This window comes from Curtobacterium sp. PhB146 (assembly GCF_004342995.1).
Lineage (GTDB): Bacteria > Actinomycetota > Actinomycetes > Actinomycetales > Microbacteriaceae > Curtobacterium.
The window spans coordinates 374,779-389,632 of the sequence record NZ_SMBN01000002.1; the positions used below are offsets into that span (position 1 = coordinate 374,779).

13 protein-coding genes are annotated in these 14,854 nt (G+C 71.6%); 5 read left to right on the forward strand and 8 right to left on the reverse strand.

Annotated features, from left to right (window positions below; genetic code table 11):
• Positions 1 to 63 precede the first annotated feature (63 nt).
• Positions 64 to 978 (forward strand): metallophosphoesterase, encoded by a 915-nt coding sequence (locus EDF33_RS10170; protein ID WP_132099995.1) that lies wholly within the window; start codon positions 64 to 66, stop codon positions 976 to 978.
• A gap of 249 nt (positions 979 to 1,227) precedes the next feature.
• Positions 1,228 to 2,289 (forward strand): NADP-dependent oxidoreductase, encoded by a 1,062-nt coding sequence (locus EDF33_RS10180; protein WP_132099996.1) that lies wholly within the window; start codon positions 1,228 to 1,230, stop codon positions 2,287 to 2,289.
• 25 nt (positions 2,290 to 2,314) lie between these two features.
• On the opposite strand, the gene EDF33_RS10185 is transcribed toward EDF33_RS10180, so the two are convergent.
• Genes EDF33_RS10185 through EDF33_RS10195 form a run of 3 tightly spaced genes read right to left on the reverse strand, consistent with a single transcriptional unit; the run spans position 2,315 to position 5,257 of the window.
• The gene (locus tag EDF33_RS10185) at positions 2,315 to 3,193 is read right to left on the reverse strand and encodes an ABC transporter permease (RefSeq protein ID WP_173169249.1); all 879 of its coding nucleotides are present in this window, start codon (positions 3,191 to 3,193) and stop codon (positions 2,315 to 2,317) included.
• On the reverse strand, positions 3,180 to 4,142 hold the full coding sequence (locus EDF33_RS10190) for an ABC transporter ATP-binding protein (RefSeq protein ID WP_123292318.1): 963 nt from the start codon (positions 4,140 to 4,142) through the stop codon (positions 3,180 to 3,182). Before EDF33_RS10190 ends, EDF33_RS10185 begins: the two co-directional genes overlap by 14 nt.
• A gap of 38 nt (positions 4,143 to 4,180) precedes the next feature.
• Entirely contained in the window at positions 4,181 to 5,257 is a 1,077-nt protein-coding gene (locus EDF33_RS10195; RefSeq protein ID WP_165918788.1) for a sigma-E factor regulatory protein RseB domain-containing protein, read from the reverse strand.
• Between the two features lie 533 nt (positions 5,258 to 5,790).
• Here EDF33_RS10195 and EDF33_RS10200 point away from each other — a divergent pair.
• Positions 5,791 to 7,260: an FGGY family carbohydrate kinase gene (locus EDF33_RS10200; protein ID WP_131921827.1), complete on the forward strand. Its 1,470-nt coding sequence runs from the start codon at positions 5,791 to 5,793 to the stop codon at positions 7,258 to 7,260.
• 86 nt (positions 7,261 to 7,346) lie between these two features.
• Here the strand turns inward: EDF33_RS10200 and EDF33_RS10205 are convergent, their stop codons facing one another.
• Genes EDF33_RS10205 through EDF33_RS10220 form a run of 4 tightly spaced genes read right to left on the reverse strand, consistent with a single transcriptional unit; the run spans position 7,347 to position 12,054 of the window.
• Positions 7,347 to 7,829, reverse strand: a complete 483-nt coding sequence (locus tag EDF33_RS10205) for a ribose-5-phosphate isomerase (RefSeq protein WP_123938530.1) — start codon at positions 7,827 to 7,829, stop codon at positions 7,347 to 7,349.
• Entirely contained in the window at positions 7,826 to 9,568 is a 1,743-nt protein-coding gene (locus EDF33_RS10210) for a dihydroxyacetone kinase family protein (RefSeq protein ID WP_132099998.1), read from the reverse strand. The genes EDF33_RS10205 and EDF33_RS10210 overlap by 4 nt, the downstream gene beginning before the upstream one ends.
• Positions 9,569 to 9,579: 11 nt before the next feature.
• Positions 9,580 to 10,896 (reverse strand): MFS transporter, encoded by a 1,317-nt coding sequence (locus EDF33_RS10215; protein ID WP_207906674.1) that lies wholly within the window; start codon positions 10,894 to 10,896, stop codon positions 9,580 to 9,582.
• A 27-nt stretch (positions 10,897 to 10,923) separates the two neighbouring features.
• Positions 10,924 to 12,054 (reverse strand): zinc-binding dehydrogenase, encoded by a 1,131-nt coding sequence (locus EDF33_RS10220; protein WP_123672438.1) that lies wholly within the window; start codon positions 12,052 to 12,054, stop codon positions 10,924 to 10,926.
• Positions 12,055 to 12,159: 105 nt separating this feature from the next.
• On the opposite strand from EDF33_RS10220, the gene EDF33_RS10225 reads away from it, so the two are divergent.
• Entirely contained in the window at positions 12,160 to 12,972 is an 813-nt protein-coding gene (locus tag EDF33_RS10225) for a GolD/DthD family dehydrogenase (protein WP_132099999.1), read from the forward strand.
• Between the two features lie 25 nt (positions 12,973 to 12,997).
• The gene (locus tag EDF33_RS10230; protein WP_111084401.1) at positions 12,998 to 13,960 is read left to right on the forward strand and encodes a sugar-binding domain-containing protein; all 963 of its coding nucleotides are present in this window, start codon (positions 12,998 to 13,000) and stop codon (positions 13,958 to 13,960) included.
• A gap of 202 nt (positions 13,961 to 14,162) precedes the next feature.
• Here the strand turns inward: EDF33_RS10230 and EDF33_RS10235 are convergent, their stop codons facing one another.
• Positions 14,163 to 14,687 carry a DinB family protein gene (locus EDF33_RS10235; RefSeq protein ID WP_132100000.1) on the reverse strand — a complete coding sequence of 175 codons (525 nt, stop codon included), beginning with the start codon at positions 14,685 to 14,687 and terminating at the stop codon, positions 14,163 to 14,165.
• Between the last annotated feature and the right edge of the window lie 167 nt (positions 14,688 to 14,854).

Sequence of the window (14,854 nt, forward strand, 5' to 3'; positions counted from 1 at the left end):
CGCCCCCGACCCGACCCCGCCCCGCCCAGCCCACCCATCGCCCCCGTGGCTACCGTGGACCCCATGCAGCCGCCCGCAGCAGGAACCCTCCGCGTCCTCCACCTCTCCGACACCCACCTGACCGGCGACGGCGCCCTGCACCACGGGTCCGTCGACACCACCGCAGCGCTGGACGGCGTGCTCACCCACGTCGACGGAGTGCCCGGCATCGGCCTCGTCGTCATCTCGGGCGACGTGTCCGAGGACGGCAGCCCCGAGTCCTACGCCGCCGTCCTCGAGCGGGTCGGCGGATGGGCCGAACGCCACGGAGCCGCCCTCGTCGCGGTCCCGGGCAACCACGACCTGCGCGAGGGCTTCCGCCAGGTGCTGTCCAACGGCCACGTCCTCGGCGAGGGCGGCCGCCCCGTCATGCACACGATGGAGTACCACCCGCCGACGGTGCCGGTGTGGGGGCAGTCCCTCGTCGCCGGCCGGAGGATCGTCACGGTCGACACGAGCGTGCCGGGTGCCGGCTACGGCGAGCTCAGCGACGCGAGCCTCGAACGGCTCCGCACCGCGCTCGCCGGGGACCACGCCCCGCACGGCACGGTCGTCGTCCTGCACCACCCGCCCCTGCCGGCCCCGACCGAGCTGCACGAGGCGCTCCGGCTGCAGAACCCCGAGGCGCTCGCCGACGTGATCCGGAGTTCCGACGTCCGCGTGGTCCTGGGCGGGCACTACCACCACCACTTCGCCGGCTCGCTGGCCGGCGTCCCGGTCCTCGTCGCCCCCGGGGTCGCGAACGACACGGACGTCACCGGCGCCTACGACCAGGAATCCGCGTACGCCGACAGCGGCGCCCTCGTCGTGGACGTCGCCGAGGACGGCTCCGTCTGGTCGACGCCGCTGCGCGTCCCACGCCCCGACACCGACCCGCTCGCGTTCCACCTCGACGCCGAGACCGTCGCGTCCGTCATCGCGGCAGCCGGCAAGCACTGAGCGGCAGCCGGCAAGCACTGAGCGGCAGCCGGAAAGCACCGAGCGGCTGGCGTGCAGTGAGCGCGCGACGCGCACCGGGCGCGCGAGGCGTACTGGACGTGCGCGACCGACGGACGGGAGGCCCGTGGCGGCGCCGCCACGGGCCTCCCGTCCGCTCGTCGGTACCGCCCACGGCCGGTACCCCGCCTGCTCGGGCTGCACGCGGGGAAACCGAGTAGGCCGGAGGCACACGCCAGCGAAGGAGCACCCATGCGGAACGGCAAGGCAGTCCAGTACGACCGGTACGGCGACTTCAGCGTGGTCGAGCTCGTCCCGCAGGAGAAGCCGACGGCCGGCCCCGGCGAGATCGTCGTCGAGATCGTCGCCGCCGGGCTGAACCACATCGAGCGCTTCCTGCGCGAGGGGAAGCTCCGGGACCACATCGAGCTCGAGTTCCCGGCACGGCAGGGCGTCGACTTCGCCGGTATCGTCCGGGCGCGGGGTGACGGCGTGAAGGACCTGCGGGTGGGAGACGAGGTCATGGGGCACGCGCCCCAGGGCGGCTCGCACGCGAACTGGATCGTGGTGCCGCGTGGTGCCGTCATCAAGAAGCCCGAGTACGTCGGGTGGGAGGTCGCCGGTGGCCTGTACCTGGCCGGGTGCACGGCGGTGTCGGTGGTGCGATCGCTCCGCCTCGGGCCGGACGACACCGTCGTCATCACCGCTGCAGCGGGCGGTGTCGGCCACATCGAGAGCCAGCTGGCGCACGACGCCGGTGCGACCGTGATCACCCTCGGCAGTGCGCGCAACCACGACTACCTGCGGCAGATCGGCACGCTGCCGGTCGTGTACGGCGAGGGCGAGGAAGACCGCATCCGAGCGATCGCGGACGGCCGGCCGATCACCGCCTTCATCGACAATCACGGCGAGAGCAACGCCGAGCTCCTGGCGGAACGCCTCGGGGTCGGGGACGAGCGCTTCGTGTCGTCGGACGAACGCCGCGACATCGAGCTCCGGTTCCTGCGCGCCCCGGCAGAGGACGAGGAGACCCGTGAACTCCTGACCACGTTGGCGAAGGCCCTGCAGGAGCGCCGCTTCCAGGTGCTCATCTCGGGGTTCTACCCGTTCGAGTACATCGTCGAGGCGTACGAGGACCTCGCCGAGATGAAGTCACGCGGCAAGGTCGTCATCGGGATGCAGACGGTCGAGACCGGAGCACGGCTCGACTGGTACCGCTCCGAGAAGGCCCGCGACCTGCGGGACCGCTACGCGGATGCGCGCGGCTCGGAGGCGGAGACGATGGCGGGCGGCTCAGCGAGCCCGGCGAGCTGACGGCGGTCGGGCTCGGCGGTCGGGCTCAGCTCAGGATGTCCTTCGAGGCGAACCGGCTGTACGCCAGCGCGCCGAACACGACGACGTAGCCGAGCTGCAGCAGTGCGTTCGACCCGAACGAGTCGAACGAGATCGGGTCGCGGAGCAGGTCGCCGAACCCCAGCCACTGGTGCGAGAACAGGTACGGGTGCAGCCAGTCGAGCTGGGGGAGCTGGTCGAGGACCTGGGAGGCCCCGGCCAGCACCACCGTCGCGGCCATCGCCCCGACCGGCACGTTCGTCAGCGTCGACGCGAACATGCCGATCGCCACGAGTCCGAGCATCGACATCGCCACGTACAGGGCGAGGAGCAGTGCCCGACCGGCGTACGACGCTCCGCCGACCTGGGTACCGGACAGCAGGGTGACCGGACCGATCGGGAACAGCACGGCACCGATCGCCGCACCGACGAGCACCACGAGCAACGTGGCCGCCAGGCAGAACGCGACCGCGCCGGCGAACTTGACCAGGATGAACCGCACCCGGCCGGTCGGTGCGACGAGCAGGTAGCGGATGGTGCCGTGGCTGGCCTCGCCCGCGACGGTGTCGCCCGCGACGACGCCGACCGTGAGCGGCAGGAACAGCGGGATCGACACCGTCAACGCGGTGAACGCCACGAACAGGCCGTTGTTGGTGATGTCGCCGAGGAACGCCGGGCCGCCGTCGTCACCGTCGGTCGTCAGCTTCACGGCGACCGCGATCAGGACGGGGACGAGCGCGAGGGCCCCGAGCATCGCCCACGTGCGGCGGCGGCGGAACACCAGCGCGAGTTCGGAGCCGAGCAGGGCGAAGGGACGCTGGCGGCGCGGGGCCTCGGCATCGGCCTCGGCGTCGGGCAGTGCACGGGCAGTGTCAGGCAGCGACATCGAAGCCCTCTCCGGTGAGCGCGACGAACAGGTCCTCGAGCGTGCCGCCGCCCACCGTCAGCCCACGGACGCGGACGTCGGCGCGGACGAGTTCGGCGGTGATGGTCTCGGGCAGCAGCTCGTGCGGCAGGTCGGCGACCAGGACGTCCGCGCCGCCGTCGTGCCGGGGGACGAGCCCGAGCCGGGTCAGCACGCTGCCGGCCTGCCCGATGTCGGGCGTGCGGACGGTCACGGTGCGGGCTCCGGCGGACCGCAGTTCGTCGAGTTCGCCCTGTGCCACGAGCTTGCCGGTGCGCATCACCGCGGCGTGGGTGCAGACCTGCTCGATCTCGGCGAGCAGGTGGCTCGACACGAACACCGTCGTGCCGTCGTCCGCCAGGGACCGGATGAGGTTGCGGACCTCGCGCGTGCCCTGCGGGTCGAGGCCGTTCGTCGGTTCGTCGAGCACCAGCAGGTCGCGCGGGGAGAGCAGTGCGTTCGCCAGGCCCAATCGCTGCTTCATGCCGAGCGAGTACGCGTGCGCCTTCTTGTCCGCCGCGTGCGTCAGGCCGACACGGTCGAGGGCGCTGGCCACGCGGGCCTTGCGGGTGCGCGGGTCCGACGTGGGGTCGGCCGCGTCGAAGCGCTGCAGGTTCGCGCGCCCGGACAGGTACGGGTAGAAGGCCGGACCCTCGACCAGGGCACCGACGCGCGGCAGCACCTGGTGGAGCGCCTTCGGCATCGACTGGCCGAGCACCTCGATCGTGCCGCCGGTCGCGCTCGACAGCCCGAGCAGCATCCGGATCGTCGTCGTCTTGCCGGAGCCGTTCGGCCCGAGGAACCCGAACACCGCGCCGCGCGGCACCGACAGGTCGATGCCGTCGACGGCGCGCTGCTTGCGGAAGACCTTCTGGAGGCCCGTGGTGCGGATCGCGAGGTCGGTGCCCGTGGTCGGACGGGTCGCGTCCACGGCGGCCGGTTCCGTCGTGTGCGCGGGTTCCGGTGTGCTCACTTCGCGGCGGCGACCAGCGACGACACCGGCACGGCGCCGGCGAGGACCCGGCCGTCGTCGGTCAGGTAGACCGACACGAGCGAGGTCTGGACGGCACGGCCGCCGTCGACGGCCTTCGTGAGCTGGCCGAGCAGGCCCGATGCCTCGTCGCCGAGGGACGACTGGTCCACCGTGCCGGCGGGGAGCTCGGCGATCGTGCCCCAGCCCTCGCCCGTGAAGGTCGGCTCGTCACCGTCGTGCGCACCGCGGGCGTGGTCGCCCTTCGCGTGCGCACCGTGCTCGGCGTCGGACAGGTCCTTCTCGGTGACCTTCGCGTTCGACGGGGGTGTGAAGTCGAAGAGCCGCGCGGCCGGTGCGCCGTAGTCGAGGCTCGTGAACCCGACCTGCACCGCGGGGTCGTCCTGCCCGGCGGCCTGGATCGTCGCGCGCAGCGGCAGCCCGGTCTGCTGGTCGACCGCCAGTCGGACGGTGCCGACCAGGGTGTCGGAGGACTTCGGCGTCAGCGTGATCTGCCAGGCGTCGTGACCCGCGACGCTGACCTCGGTCGGCTTCGAGACCGTGGTGCTGGGGGTGATGGCGTCGATGGCCTGCTCGGCGATGTCGGTCGGCGTGGTGGCGCCGTCCTGCAGGTCCTTCGCGGTGTCGGAGGGCAGGGTCACGTGCGTGGCCGTGCGCTCCTTCGAGTCCCAGGTCCAGACCTCGGACCCGTTGCGGACCACGTCCTGCTCGGCGAGCTGCTGCGTCAACTGCACGCGCTGCTTGTCAGCGCCGTCGACGTACACGCGGGCGGTGTGCGACGAGGTGAGCAGCCCGAGCACGTCCGAGGCGTCGCCCTCGAGCGAGGAGCCGCCGGAACCGGTCGGCAGTTCGGGGAGTCCGAGGTCGCTCGACTGCGAGAGCTTGCCGGAGTACTGCGCGTCCGAGGACTTCGCGATGCTGGCGATGACGTCGGCCGCGGTCGGGTTCGTCCCCGCGATCGGGTCGTTCGCCGCGTTCGCGATCATCGGGGCGGCGACGGCGCCGGCGACGACCACCGGCGCGATGACTGCTGGCAGCCAGGCTGACTTCTTCATCGGGTTCCCCTCGTGGAGCATCGGAGTCGTGAGTACGGTACGTCCGGCCCCCGACAGGACGCTGGGCGTCTCGACTGGGGAGAACATGTTGTCCACACTCGTTCATCGGACCCCACCGCGTCGTCAACCTCCGGTATGATCGGACCCATCACGATCAGCCCGTCGCCATTCGGCCCGGGCTGATTTTCTTTTCACCTGGGGGTGTGGTGGTCGAGTACTCGAAGCCCTGGCTCACGCTGGATCAGCAGGTCGAGCAGAGTCGGTTACTACCGCCTGACGGGGCTACCTCCACCCGCTCCGACAGCCGGACTCCGTTGATCGTGGATGCGAAGTCGCGGGGCACATCACGCTGCGTGAGACGTACCGAACCGGAGCGTAGATCGAGCACGCCCGTTCCCTGATGGACTTCGACCGCGCGCTGCGGATCTCGGCGCGCCGGAGAGTTGGGGTCTGGAGTCGATCTGGCGGCCCGCGGAAGGTTCGTAGACTCGGGACGCGACCGACGGCGGTCGCGTGGCGGCGAAGGAGGCGGCATGCGGGCAGTGCTCGGTCTGGACATCGGGACGTCGAGCACGAAGGCGCTGCTGGCCCGGTTCGACGGCACCGTGATCGCCGAGGTGAGCCGTCGGCACGACGTCGACCGTCCTGCCCAGGGCCTGGTCGAGATGGACGCGGCCGTGTGGTGGGACGAGTTCACGACGTTGACGCACGAGCTCCTCGCGCTCGTCCCGGATGCCGACGTGCAGGCCGTGGGCGTGAGCGGCATCGGCCCCTGCGTCCTGCTGACCGACGACGCGGGTGATCCGCTGCGCCCGGCGGTCCTGTACGGCATCGACACCCGGACGGCCGACCTGCTCGACGAGGTCACGGCGGAGCTCGGGGGCGAGGACACGATCCGCGCCCGGTGTGGCTCCGGACTGAGCACCCAGGCCGCCGGCGCGAAGCTCGCGTGGGTCGCCCGCCACGAGCCCGACGTCTGGGAGCGGGCGGTCCGGTTCACGATGCCGGCGTCACGCGTGGTGGAGCTGCTGACGGGGGAGTACGTCCTCGACCACCACTCGGCCAGCCAGACCACCCCGCTCTACGACGTCCACGAGAACACCTGGATCACCGAGTGGTGCGAGCAGCTCGCGCCCGGCCTGCCCCTGCCGCGGCTGCTGTGGTCCGGCGACCAGGCGGGCGTGGTGACGCGCGAGGCGGCCGCGGCCACGGGCCTCCCGGTCGGTATCCCCGTGACGGCCGGCACCATCGACGCATGGGCGGAGGGCGTGAGCGTCGGGGAGTCCGTGCCGGGCCGGATGTTCCTGCAGTACGGCACCACGATGTTCATGATCGCGCCGACCGCCGAGCCGACGCCGGTGCCGGGCATGTGGACGACGGTCGGGACGCACCCGGGACAGCCGAGCGTGTCGGGTGGGATGGCGACCTCCGGGGCGATCACCGACTGGCTGCGTCGGCTGGTCGACGGCGAGTGGCCGACGATGCTCGAAGAGGCTCGGTGTGCGGGCATCGGCGCGAACGGGCTGCTGATGCTGCCGTACTTCGCGGGGGAGCGGACGCCCATCGCCGATCCGGACGCGCGCGGGGTGATCGCCGGGCTGACGGTGCGGCACACGCGTGGGGACATCTACCGGGCGACGCTCGAGGCGACGGCCTACGCGGTCCGGCACAACATCGAGGTACTGCGTGCGGCCGGGGTCGAGGTCCGCGAGCTCGTCGGGGCCGGCGGCGGGTTGCTCGGACGGCTCTGGCCGACGATCGTGAGCGACGTGACCGGGCTGCGGCAGACGGTGCCGTCGGTGACCGTGGGAGCGTCGTACGGGTCGGCGTTCTTGGCGGCGCAGCTCGTGGCCGACGTCGACATCCGGCAGTGGAACCCGCCGGCCACGGTCATCGAGCCGGACCCCGTCGCGACGGCGGCCTACGAGCCCGGGTACCGCGACTACCGCGAGCTCTACGAGGCGACGAAGGCCGTCGTGCACCGGCTAGCCGCGCGCAGCTGACCGTTCGACACCGCGCAACGGACACAGCACCGCGCAGATGCACGGTGCTGTGTCCGGAACCTGGTTCCGCGGGAGTGCCGCCGCGCCTACGCCTGGGCGTCGACGCCGGCGGGCGCGCTGCCGTCGTACTCGCAGATGGCCTGGACCTTCGAGGCGCTCGCGCTCGTCCGGTCGAACTCGTAGCCCAACCACTCCTTCGCCATCCGGCGGGCGACCTCGACGCCGACGACCCGCTGGCCCATGCAGAGGACCTGGGCGTCGTTCGACAGGACCGAACGCTCGACGCTGAACGAGTCGTGCGCGGTGACGGCGCGGATGCCCGGGACCTTGTTCGCCGCGATCGCGACGCCGAGTCCGGTGCCGCAGATCAGGATCGCGCGGTCGGCCTCACCCGACGCGACGAGTCGCGCTGCGTCGACGGCCACGTGCGGGTACGCGGTGTGCCCGTCCGCGTCGACGCCGACGTCGACGACCGACGCCACCCGCGGGTCGGCCTGCAGGTCCTGCTTGATGATCTCCTTGTAGTCGAACCCGGCATCGTCCGAGCCGATCACGAGACGGTACGTCATGCGTGTGTTCCTTCCAGTTCGTTCGCACGGGCAGCGAGGACCTCGCCGACCCGCGTGAGGATCATCCCCATCGAGGTGGCACCCGCGTCGGGTGTCCCCAGGCTCTTCTCCGCCAGCGGCCGGGCACGCCCGACCTTCGGCGTGAGGTCGGCTGTCTTGTCGGCCTCGTCACGAGCGACTTCCGCTGCAGCCTGCCACGCGTCGGTGAGCGAGGAACCAGCCGACACCGAGGTCCGCAGTGCATCCACGAACGGCAGCAGTGCGTCGAGCAGCGTCTTGTCCCCGCGGGACGCCCCGCCCAGGTGGACGATCGAGTCGGCGAAGGCCTGTGCGGCCTCCACGACGTCGGACGCCTCGTACGCGGAGCGGTCGTCGCGCAGCGACCGTCCGAAGGCCTCGAGTGCCGCACCCCACAGGACTCCCGAGGTGCCGCCCGCGAACTCGGCCCACGCGTCACCGGCGCGTCCGAGGACGAAGGCGACCCCTGCCTCCTGGCCGACCCGGTCGACTGCCTTCCGAGCCGCGCCGATCCCCTTGACCATGCCGCGTCCGTGGTCGCCGTCGCCGGCGACGGCGTCGATGCGGCCGAGCTCCTCCTCGTGCTCCCGCAGGAGCGCGTCGATCGCCTCGATCGCGTCGCGTGCCGTCTGCGCGGCCTGCCGGGAGGCATCACTCGCGTCCGGCACGACCGTCGCCTCGTCCTCGGCGTCGCCCACCGCGTCGGCCGGCAGCAACGCTGCGATCGGCGCGGCCGCCTTGCGGTACGCGGGCGTGTAGGTGTCGGCACGCCACAGGGGGTCGAGCTCGTCGTCGAGCCACTGGAGGGTCAGCGAGCAGCCGCCCATGTCGAGGCTCGTGACGAGTTCGCCGACCTCGGGTTCGACGATCTCGAGGCCGGCGTCCCGCAGCAGCGGGAGGACGCGTCCCCAGAGCAGGAACAGTTCCTCGTACTTGGTGTCGCCGAGGCCGTTGAGGATCGGGGCGACCCGGGTGCCCGCGTTCGCCGGTCGGTCGGCGAGGAGTCGTTCGACGAGCAGCGCCGCGAGGTCGGTGGCGCGGAGCAGTGGGACGTCCTCGATGCCGGGTTCACCGTGGATGCCGAGCCCGAGTCCGAGGTGGCCGTCGGGCACGGTGAAGAGCGGCTCGGTGGCGCCGGGCATGGTGCACCCGGAGAACGCGACACCGATCGTGCGGGTGGCGGCGTTCGATGCATTGCCGAGGCGTTCGACCTCGTCGAGGTCCGCGCCCGCGGCGGCTGCGGCACCCATCGCCTTGAAGACCGAGAAGTCCCCGGCGATGCCACGACGCTTCGACTCCTCGTCGGCGCTCGCGATGTCGTCCGTGACCACGACGATCCGGGTGTCGATGCCCTCGGCACGCAGCCGCTCGGCGGCGAGCCCGAAGTTCATCGTGTCACCGGCGTAGTTGCCGAACGACAGGACGACGCCCTTCCCCTGGTCGGCCGCCTTGGCGACCGAGTACACCTGCGCGGTGGACGGCGAGGTGAAGACGTTGCCGACGACGGCGCCGGTGGCGAACCCCGGGCCGACGATCCCGCAGAACGCGGGGTAGTGGCCGGAACCGCCGCCGACGACCACCGCGACCTGGGGGTCGGCGCCGTCGGTGGGCAGGGTGACGACGCCGCCGTGGACGCCGCGGACGCGGTCGGCGTAGAGCGCGAGCCAGCCGGCGAGCTGGTCCTCGGCGAACTCGTCGGGGGCGTCGTGGATCGTGGTCATGCTCGAGTCCTTCAGTGGGAGGTGCGGGTGCCCTGCGGCACCTCGAGGAAGTGGATCATCACGAACGCGCAGGCGTACAGGCCGACGAACGTCCAGGTCGCGGCCTGACCGCCACCGCCGAGCGCGAAGACCGCGGCGACCACACCGGTGCCGAGGAACGCCGCGCCGCCGGCCGCCGTCGTGTACATCGCCATCGCGGCGCCCTTGTGCTCGGGGGCGAGCGCCGGCATGATCGCGCCCATCGGCACGAAGCCGGCGAGCAGGCAGCCGAACACGCAGCCGGCGACGACGGAGAGCACGTAGCCCCAGTCCGACCCGGCGGGGACGAGCTGTGGGACGTACCACCAGGCGATGAGGCCGAGGGCGGACCCGACGATGCCGAACCACTTGACGGTGCGCTGCCAGCCGATCTTGTCGCCGACCCAGCCGAACAGCGCGTTCACCAGGATGTTCGTCGCGTAGACGCACACGGTCATGAGCAGCCAGCGGCTCTGGCCCCACCCGCGCTCGTTCGCGATGACGGCGGGCAGGACGACGAACATGCCGAACTCGGGCGCGGTGTTGATCAGACGGACCAGGAAGCCCATCAGGATCTTCGGCCGGGTGACGGTCAGGCGGATGCCGCTCGTCAGCACCTGCCAGGCGCTCTCGCCGGCCGGGGCGATGCGGGAGAACCCGTTCGGCAGCCGGACGCCGAACAGCATGATGAGGAACCCGATCACGACCAGGCCGATCGAGGCGACCATCGCGCCGGTCTCACCGATCGTGCCGCCGCCGAACACCGGGATGGCGCCGATCGCGAAGAGGGAACCGAGCGTCGGCAGGCCACCCGTGAAGGCGACGTAGAACCAGCCGACCGCCGAACCGTTCCGCTCGACCGGGGTGGTGATGTTCACCCAGACCAGGAACGCGAAGGCGAAGAGCGGGTAGCCGAAGCCCCGGACGGCGTAGGCGACGGCCGCGAACGGCACGCTGCCGATGTTCAGCGCGAGCAGGAAGAGCACCTCGAAGACGACCCAGACGGCGAACCCGAGGATCATCACCCGGCGCGGCCCGATCAGGTCGGAGAGGGCGCCGGAGACGTAGCTGCCGATCAGGGCGGCGAGGCTGTAGAAGGTCACGATCGTCGCGACGGTGGCCTCGGGACTGCCGAGGACCGCGACCATGTGCGGGGTGATGAAGTTCGACTCGACGCCGTTCCCGGTCATGAAGACCAGGACGGCGACGAACCCGAGGGCGAGCGGGCGGGGGATCCCCATCCGGTCGAGGCGGCCCTCGGCGCGAGGGGTCGTGGGCGCACCGGTGGCGCGCTGTGTCGTCGTTGACATGCTTGCTGACTCCAAGGGTCGGCGGGCTCAGGCCTGCAGGGACGGGAGGATCGAGACCTTGACGCTCGCGCCGGCGGAGTCGCCGACCAGGTCGAGGGCCTCTTGGAACCGCTCGAGCGGGAACTGGTGCGTGCAGATCTCCGACATCGGCAGGGTCTCGGCCTCGAGCAGCTTGATCGCCGCCGGCCAGGTGTGCGGGCCGAGGTGGGCGCCCCGGACGTCGAGCTCCTTGTCGTCCGAGATGATCGACCAGTCGACGGAGACGGCGTCCTTGAACACCGAGTACTCGACGAAGGTGCCGAGCTTGCGCAGCAGGTTGAGGCCCTGGGGCACCGCCGACGGGTGGCCGGTCGCCTCGATGTAGACGTCGGCGCCGTAGCCGTCGGTGAGCTCCTTGACCCGGGCGACCGCGTCGTCCTCGGCGATGTTGATCGTCAGGTCCGCGCCGACCTTGCGTGCCAGCTCGAGCTTCGCCTCGACCACGTCGAGCGCGATGATCCGGAGCGGGTTCTTCTGTCGAGCACCGGCGATGGCGGAGAGGCCGATCGGTCCGGCGCCGGCGATCACGACGGTGTCGCCGAACTTGATGTCGCCCCGCTCGACGGCGTGGAACGCGCAGGACAGCGGCTCGGCGAACGCGGCGACCTGACCGGGCAGAGCGCTCGACACGGGGTGGGTCAGGGCCTTGGCGGGGACGAGCACGTACTCGGCCATCGCGCCGTCGTAGCCCTTGAAGCCGAACATGTCGTGGACGTTGCACATCCAGTACGCGCCTTCGAGGCAGTAGCGGCACTCCCAGCACGGCACGATCTGCTCGCACGCGATGCGGTCGCCGAGCGAGACCTTCCGCTTCGCCAGGGTGTCGTCGTCGCCGGACACGATCGTCCCGACGAACTCGTGCCCGGGGATGCGGTCCGTCTCGGCCCAGGCGGCGCGGTTCTCGTCACCCCAGAACTTCGCGGCGCCGTGGTAGCACTTCAGGTCGCTCGCGCAGATGCCGACGGCGTCGGTGCGGAGCAGGAGCTCGCCGGGACCGGGCGTCGGCACGGGGCGTTCCTCGAGCCGGTAGTCGCCCGGGCCGTGGACGACGACGGCTCGCATCGTCGTGGGGATGGTCGTGGTGGCGGTCGTGGCCGCGTTCTCGGTCGTCGTCGACATGCGCTGCTCCTTCGTTGGATGGCTTCGGCGACGACTGTACACCTCGCAGAACGTTTGTCCAGAACACAATTTCTGCTAGGTTCGACCCGACGCAAAGGAGCGAACATGACGACCAGCACCACCACCGACTTCGCCGCAGCCCTGCGCCCGGGCCCGGACACCGTCGACCTGACGAACGACTTCACCGGCCGCACCGCAGTGGTGACCGGCGGCGCCTCCGGCATCGGGCACGCCATCGCCCGGGCACTCGCCGCACGGGGTGCCCGGGTCGCGATCGTCGACGTCCGTGCGGACGGCGCCACGACGGCGGCGGCCGACCTGCCGGCCGCGGGCCTCCATGCCGGGTTCGGCTGCGACGTGACGGACGAGACGTCCGTGGCGCGCACCGTCGCCGACGTCATCGCGCACTTCGGCCGCATCGACGTGCTCGTCAACTGCGCCGGGATCGCCGCACTCGCTCCGGCGGACGAACTGTCCGCCGAGACCTGGTCGAGGACGATCGACGTCAACCTGACCGGCACCTTCCGCGTCGCCCAGGCCGTCGGTCGGCACATGCTCGCCGCCGGGTACGGGCGCGTGGTGAACATCGCCTCGCAGGCCGCGCACGTCGGCATCGACGGGCACGCCGCCTACTGCGCCTCGAAGGCGGGCGTCATCGGACTCACCCGGGTGCTCGCACTCGAGTGGGGCGGGCGGGGCGTCACCGTCAACACCGTGTCGCCGACCGTCGTGCTCACCGACCTCGGCCGTGCCGCGTGGGCGAACGAGAACGGCATCCGGCACCAGGACGAGATCCCCACCGGCCGCTTCGCCACCCCCGACGAGATCGCCGCCGCGGTGCTGTTCCTGGCGGGGGAGTCGAGCGCGATGGTGAACGGCGCCGACCTCCGGGTGGACGGCGGGTTCACGATCCGCTGAGGTGTGCCGGGGATACGATCGGCGCATGTCCGCCGAGAACCCTGCCGCCGAGGGTGCCCGGACCCGGTTCCCGCTCGACACCGTGTACCAGGCGGCGCGGATGTACTACCTCGAGGACGCCACCCAGGTCGAGATCGCCTCGCGCCTGGGTGTCTCGCGTCCGACGGTGTCGCGGCTCGTGGCCGAGGCGCGCAAGGCCGGTCTCGTCCGCATCGAGGTCGTCGACCCGTTCCAGGACGAGACCGTCGCGCTCGCCGAACGGCTGCAGGTCGTGCTCGGCATCCGAGCGGTGCACCTGGCCGCCGTCACGCACACCGCCACGCTCGGCGCCGACCTCGCCGCGCCCCTGGCCGCAGCGGTCGAGGGCATGGGACTCGTCCCCGGCGACGCCGTCCTGATGTCGTCGGGCCGCACGGTGTACGACGTCGCACACGCCGGCATGCCGAGCCTGCCCGGCGTGCAGCTCGTCCCGACGGTGGGCGGGCAGGCCGACCCGATGCCGTGGTTCCAGACGAACGAGATCACCCGGACCGCTGCGGAGCACTCCGGAGCGATCCCCGCCTTCCTGTTCGCGCAGGCGCTGCCGTCGCCCGCGATGCGGTCCTCGCTCGACGAGGACCCGGCCTTCCAGCACGTCGTCGGGCTCTGGGGCCGGGCGAAGGGCGCGATCCTCGGCATCGGGGCGCCGACCCCGACGCGCGACGCCCTGGCGCGGGGCGTCCCCGTCGAGGACGCCGCGTTCGACCACGCTGCTGGTGACGTCTGCCTCAACTTCTACGCCGCGGACGGTTCGCCCATCGAGTTCCCCGGCAGCGACCGGATGGTCCGGACCTCGCGCGAGGTCCTGTCCGGTGTGCCGCACGCCGTCGGCGTCGCCGTCGGCAGTGCCAAGGTCGGCAGCATCGTCGGCGCGGTGCGCGGGGGGCTCGTCAACGAGCTGGTGTCGGACGCCGCGACGGCCCGCGCCCTGCTCGACGCGCTCGCCTGAGCGGTCTGCTCGACGCCTGGCAGGTGCGCGCTCCTTCCCAGAACGGGCGCGATGGAAGGCGCTTTCGGGCATACCTGGTCGTTTCTTCGTGGCAGGTACGCCCGATTCCGGCAGGTACGCCCGATTCCGGCAGGTACGCCCGATTCCGGCAGGTACGCCCGATTCCGGCAGGTACGCCCGATTCGGGCAGGTACGCCCGAACCTAGTGCGTGCGCCGCACGTCCCACAGGTGGTGGACGGGGTCGTGCGCGTAGTAGGTGGCGAGGCTCGCGACGGTGAAGGCGCTGCCGTCCGACCGCAGTCCGGTGCGCTCGAGCTGGTCGTCACGGACCTCGTCGAACGCCCGCGCTGCCCGGTGTGCGGCCTCGCCGAGCTCCCGGACGACGACGGCCGGGTCCTGCTCGCCGTACCGGTCCTGGACCGCGGTGGCGTCCTGGTCCCAGTTCGGGAACGTCGGGGCGTCCTCTGTGAGCATCAGGGCGAGCCGCTCGGTCATCTTCCGGTGCACGTCGCGCACGTGGGCGCCGTACTCGAGTGCCGACCAGGTGTGGTCGTCGGGACGCTCGCGCACGTCATCCCGGCCGAGTTCGGTCGGCCACGCGGTCGTGTTCGCGTCGATGATCCCCGGCACGTCGCGGATCGACACCGTGGTGCCGTCGTAGCCGCACTCGGGGCAGGTGCCCTCGATGACCCAGGTCCAGCTCTTCGTCTCGGGTTCGATCGCCATGCGCCGATGTTATGTCCTCGTTACTCAGCCTTCCGGATCCGCAGGCGCATGCGGATCGGGCCCTCCCCCCGTTCGGGTGACACGCCGCTGCCTGGGAATCACCGGCCAATGACATTTCGGTCGCTCGGTAACGTCGCTCGCTGTTCCTGAGCCGGTCTCCACCGGCC

Excerpts from the sequence above, each read along its gene's own strand:
- EDF33_RS10170 (WP_132099995.1), top strand. The coding sequence starts at position 64 with ATGCAGCCGCCCGCAGCAGGAACCCTCCGCGTCCTCCACCTCTCCGAC.
- EDF33_RS10180 (WP_132099996.1), top strand. The coding sequence starts at position 1,228 with ATGCGGAACGGCAAGGCAGTCCAGTACGACCGGTACGGCGACTTCAGC.
- EDF33_RS10185 (WP_173169249.1), bottom strand. The coding sequence starts at position 3,193 with ATGTCGCTGCCTGACACTGCCCGTGCACTGCCCGACGCCGAGGCCGAT.
- EDF33_RS10195 (WP_165918788.1), bottom strand. The coding sequence starts at position 5,257 with ATGAAGAAGTCAGCCTGGCTGCCAGCAGTCATCGCGCCGGTGGTCGTC.
- EDF33_RS10200 (WP_131921827.1), top strand. The coding sequence starts at position 5,791 with ATGCGGGCAGTGCTCGGTCTGGACATCGGGACGTCGAGCACGAAGGCG.
- EDF33_RS10205 (WP_123938530.1), bottom strand. The coding sequence starts at position 7,829 with ATGACGTACCGTCTCGTGATCGGCTCGGACGATGCCGGGTTCGACTAC.
- EDF33_RS10210 (WP_132099998.1), bottom strand. The coding sequence starts at position 9,568 with ATGACCACGATCCACGACGCCCCCGACGAGTTCGCCGAGGACCAGCTC.
- EDF33_RS10215 (WP_207906674.1), bottom strand. The coding sequence starts at position 10,896 with ATGTCAACGACGACACAGCGCGCCACCGGTGCGCCCACGACCCCTCGC.
- EDF33_RS10220 (WP_123672438.1), bottom strand. The coding sequence starts at position 12,054 with ATGTCGACGACGACCGAGAACGCGGCCACGACCGCCACCACGACCATC.
- EDF33_RS10225 (WP_132099999.1), top strand. The coding sequence starts at position 12,160 with ATGACGACCAGCACCACCACCGACTTCGCCGCAGCCCTGCGCCCGGGC.
- EDF33_RS10230 (WP_111084401.1), top strand. The coding sequence starts at position 12,998 with ATGTCCGCCGAGAACCCTGCCGCCGAGGGTGCCCGGACCCGGTTCCCG.
- EDF33_RS10235 (WP_132100000.1), bottom strand. The coding sequence starts at position 14,687 with ATGGCGATCGAACCCGAGACGAAGAGCTGGACCTGGGTCATCGAGGGC.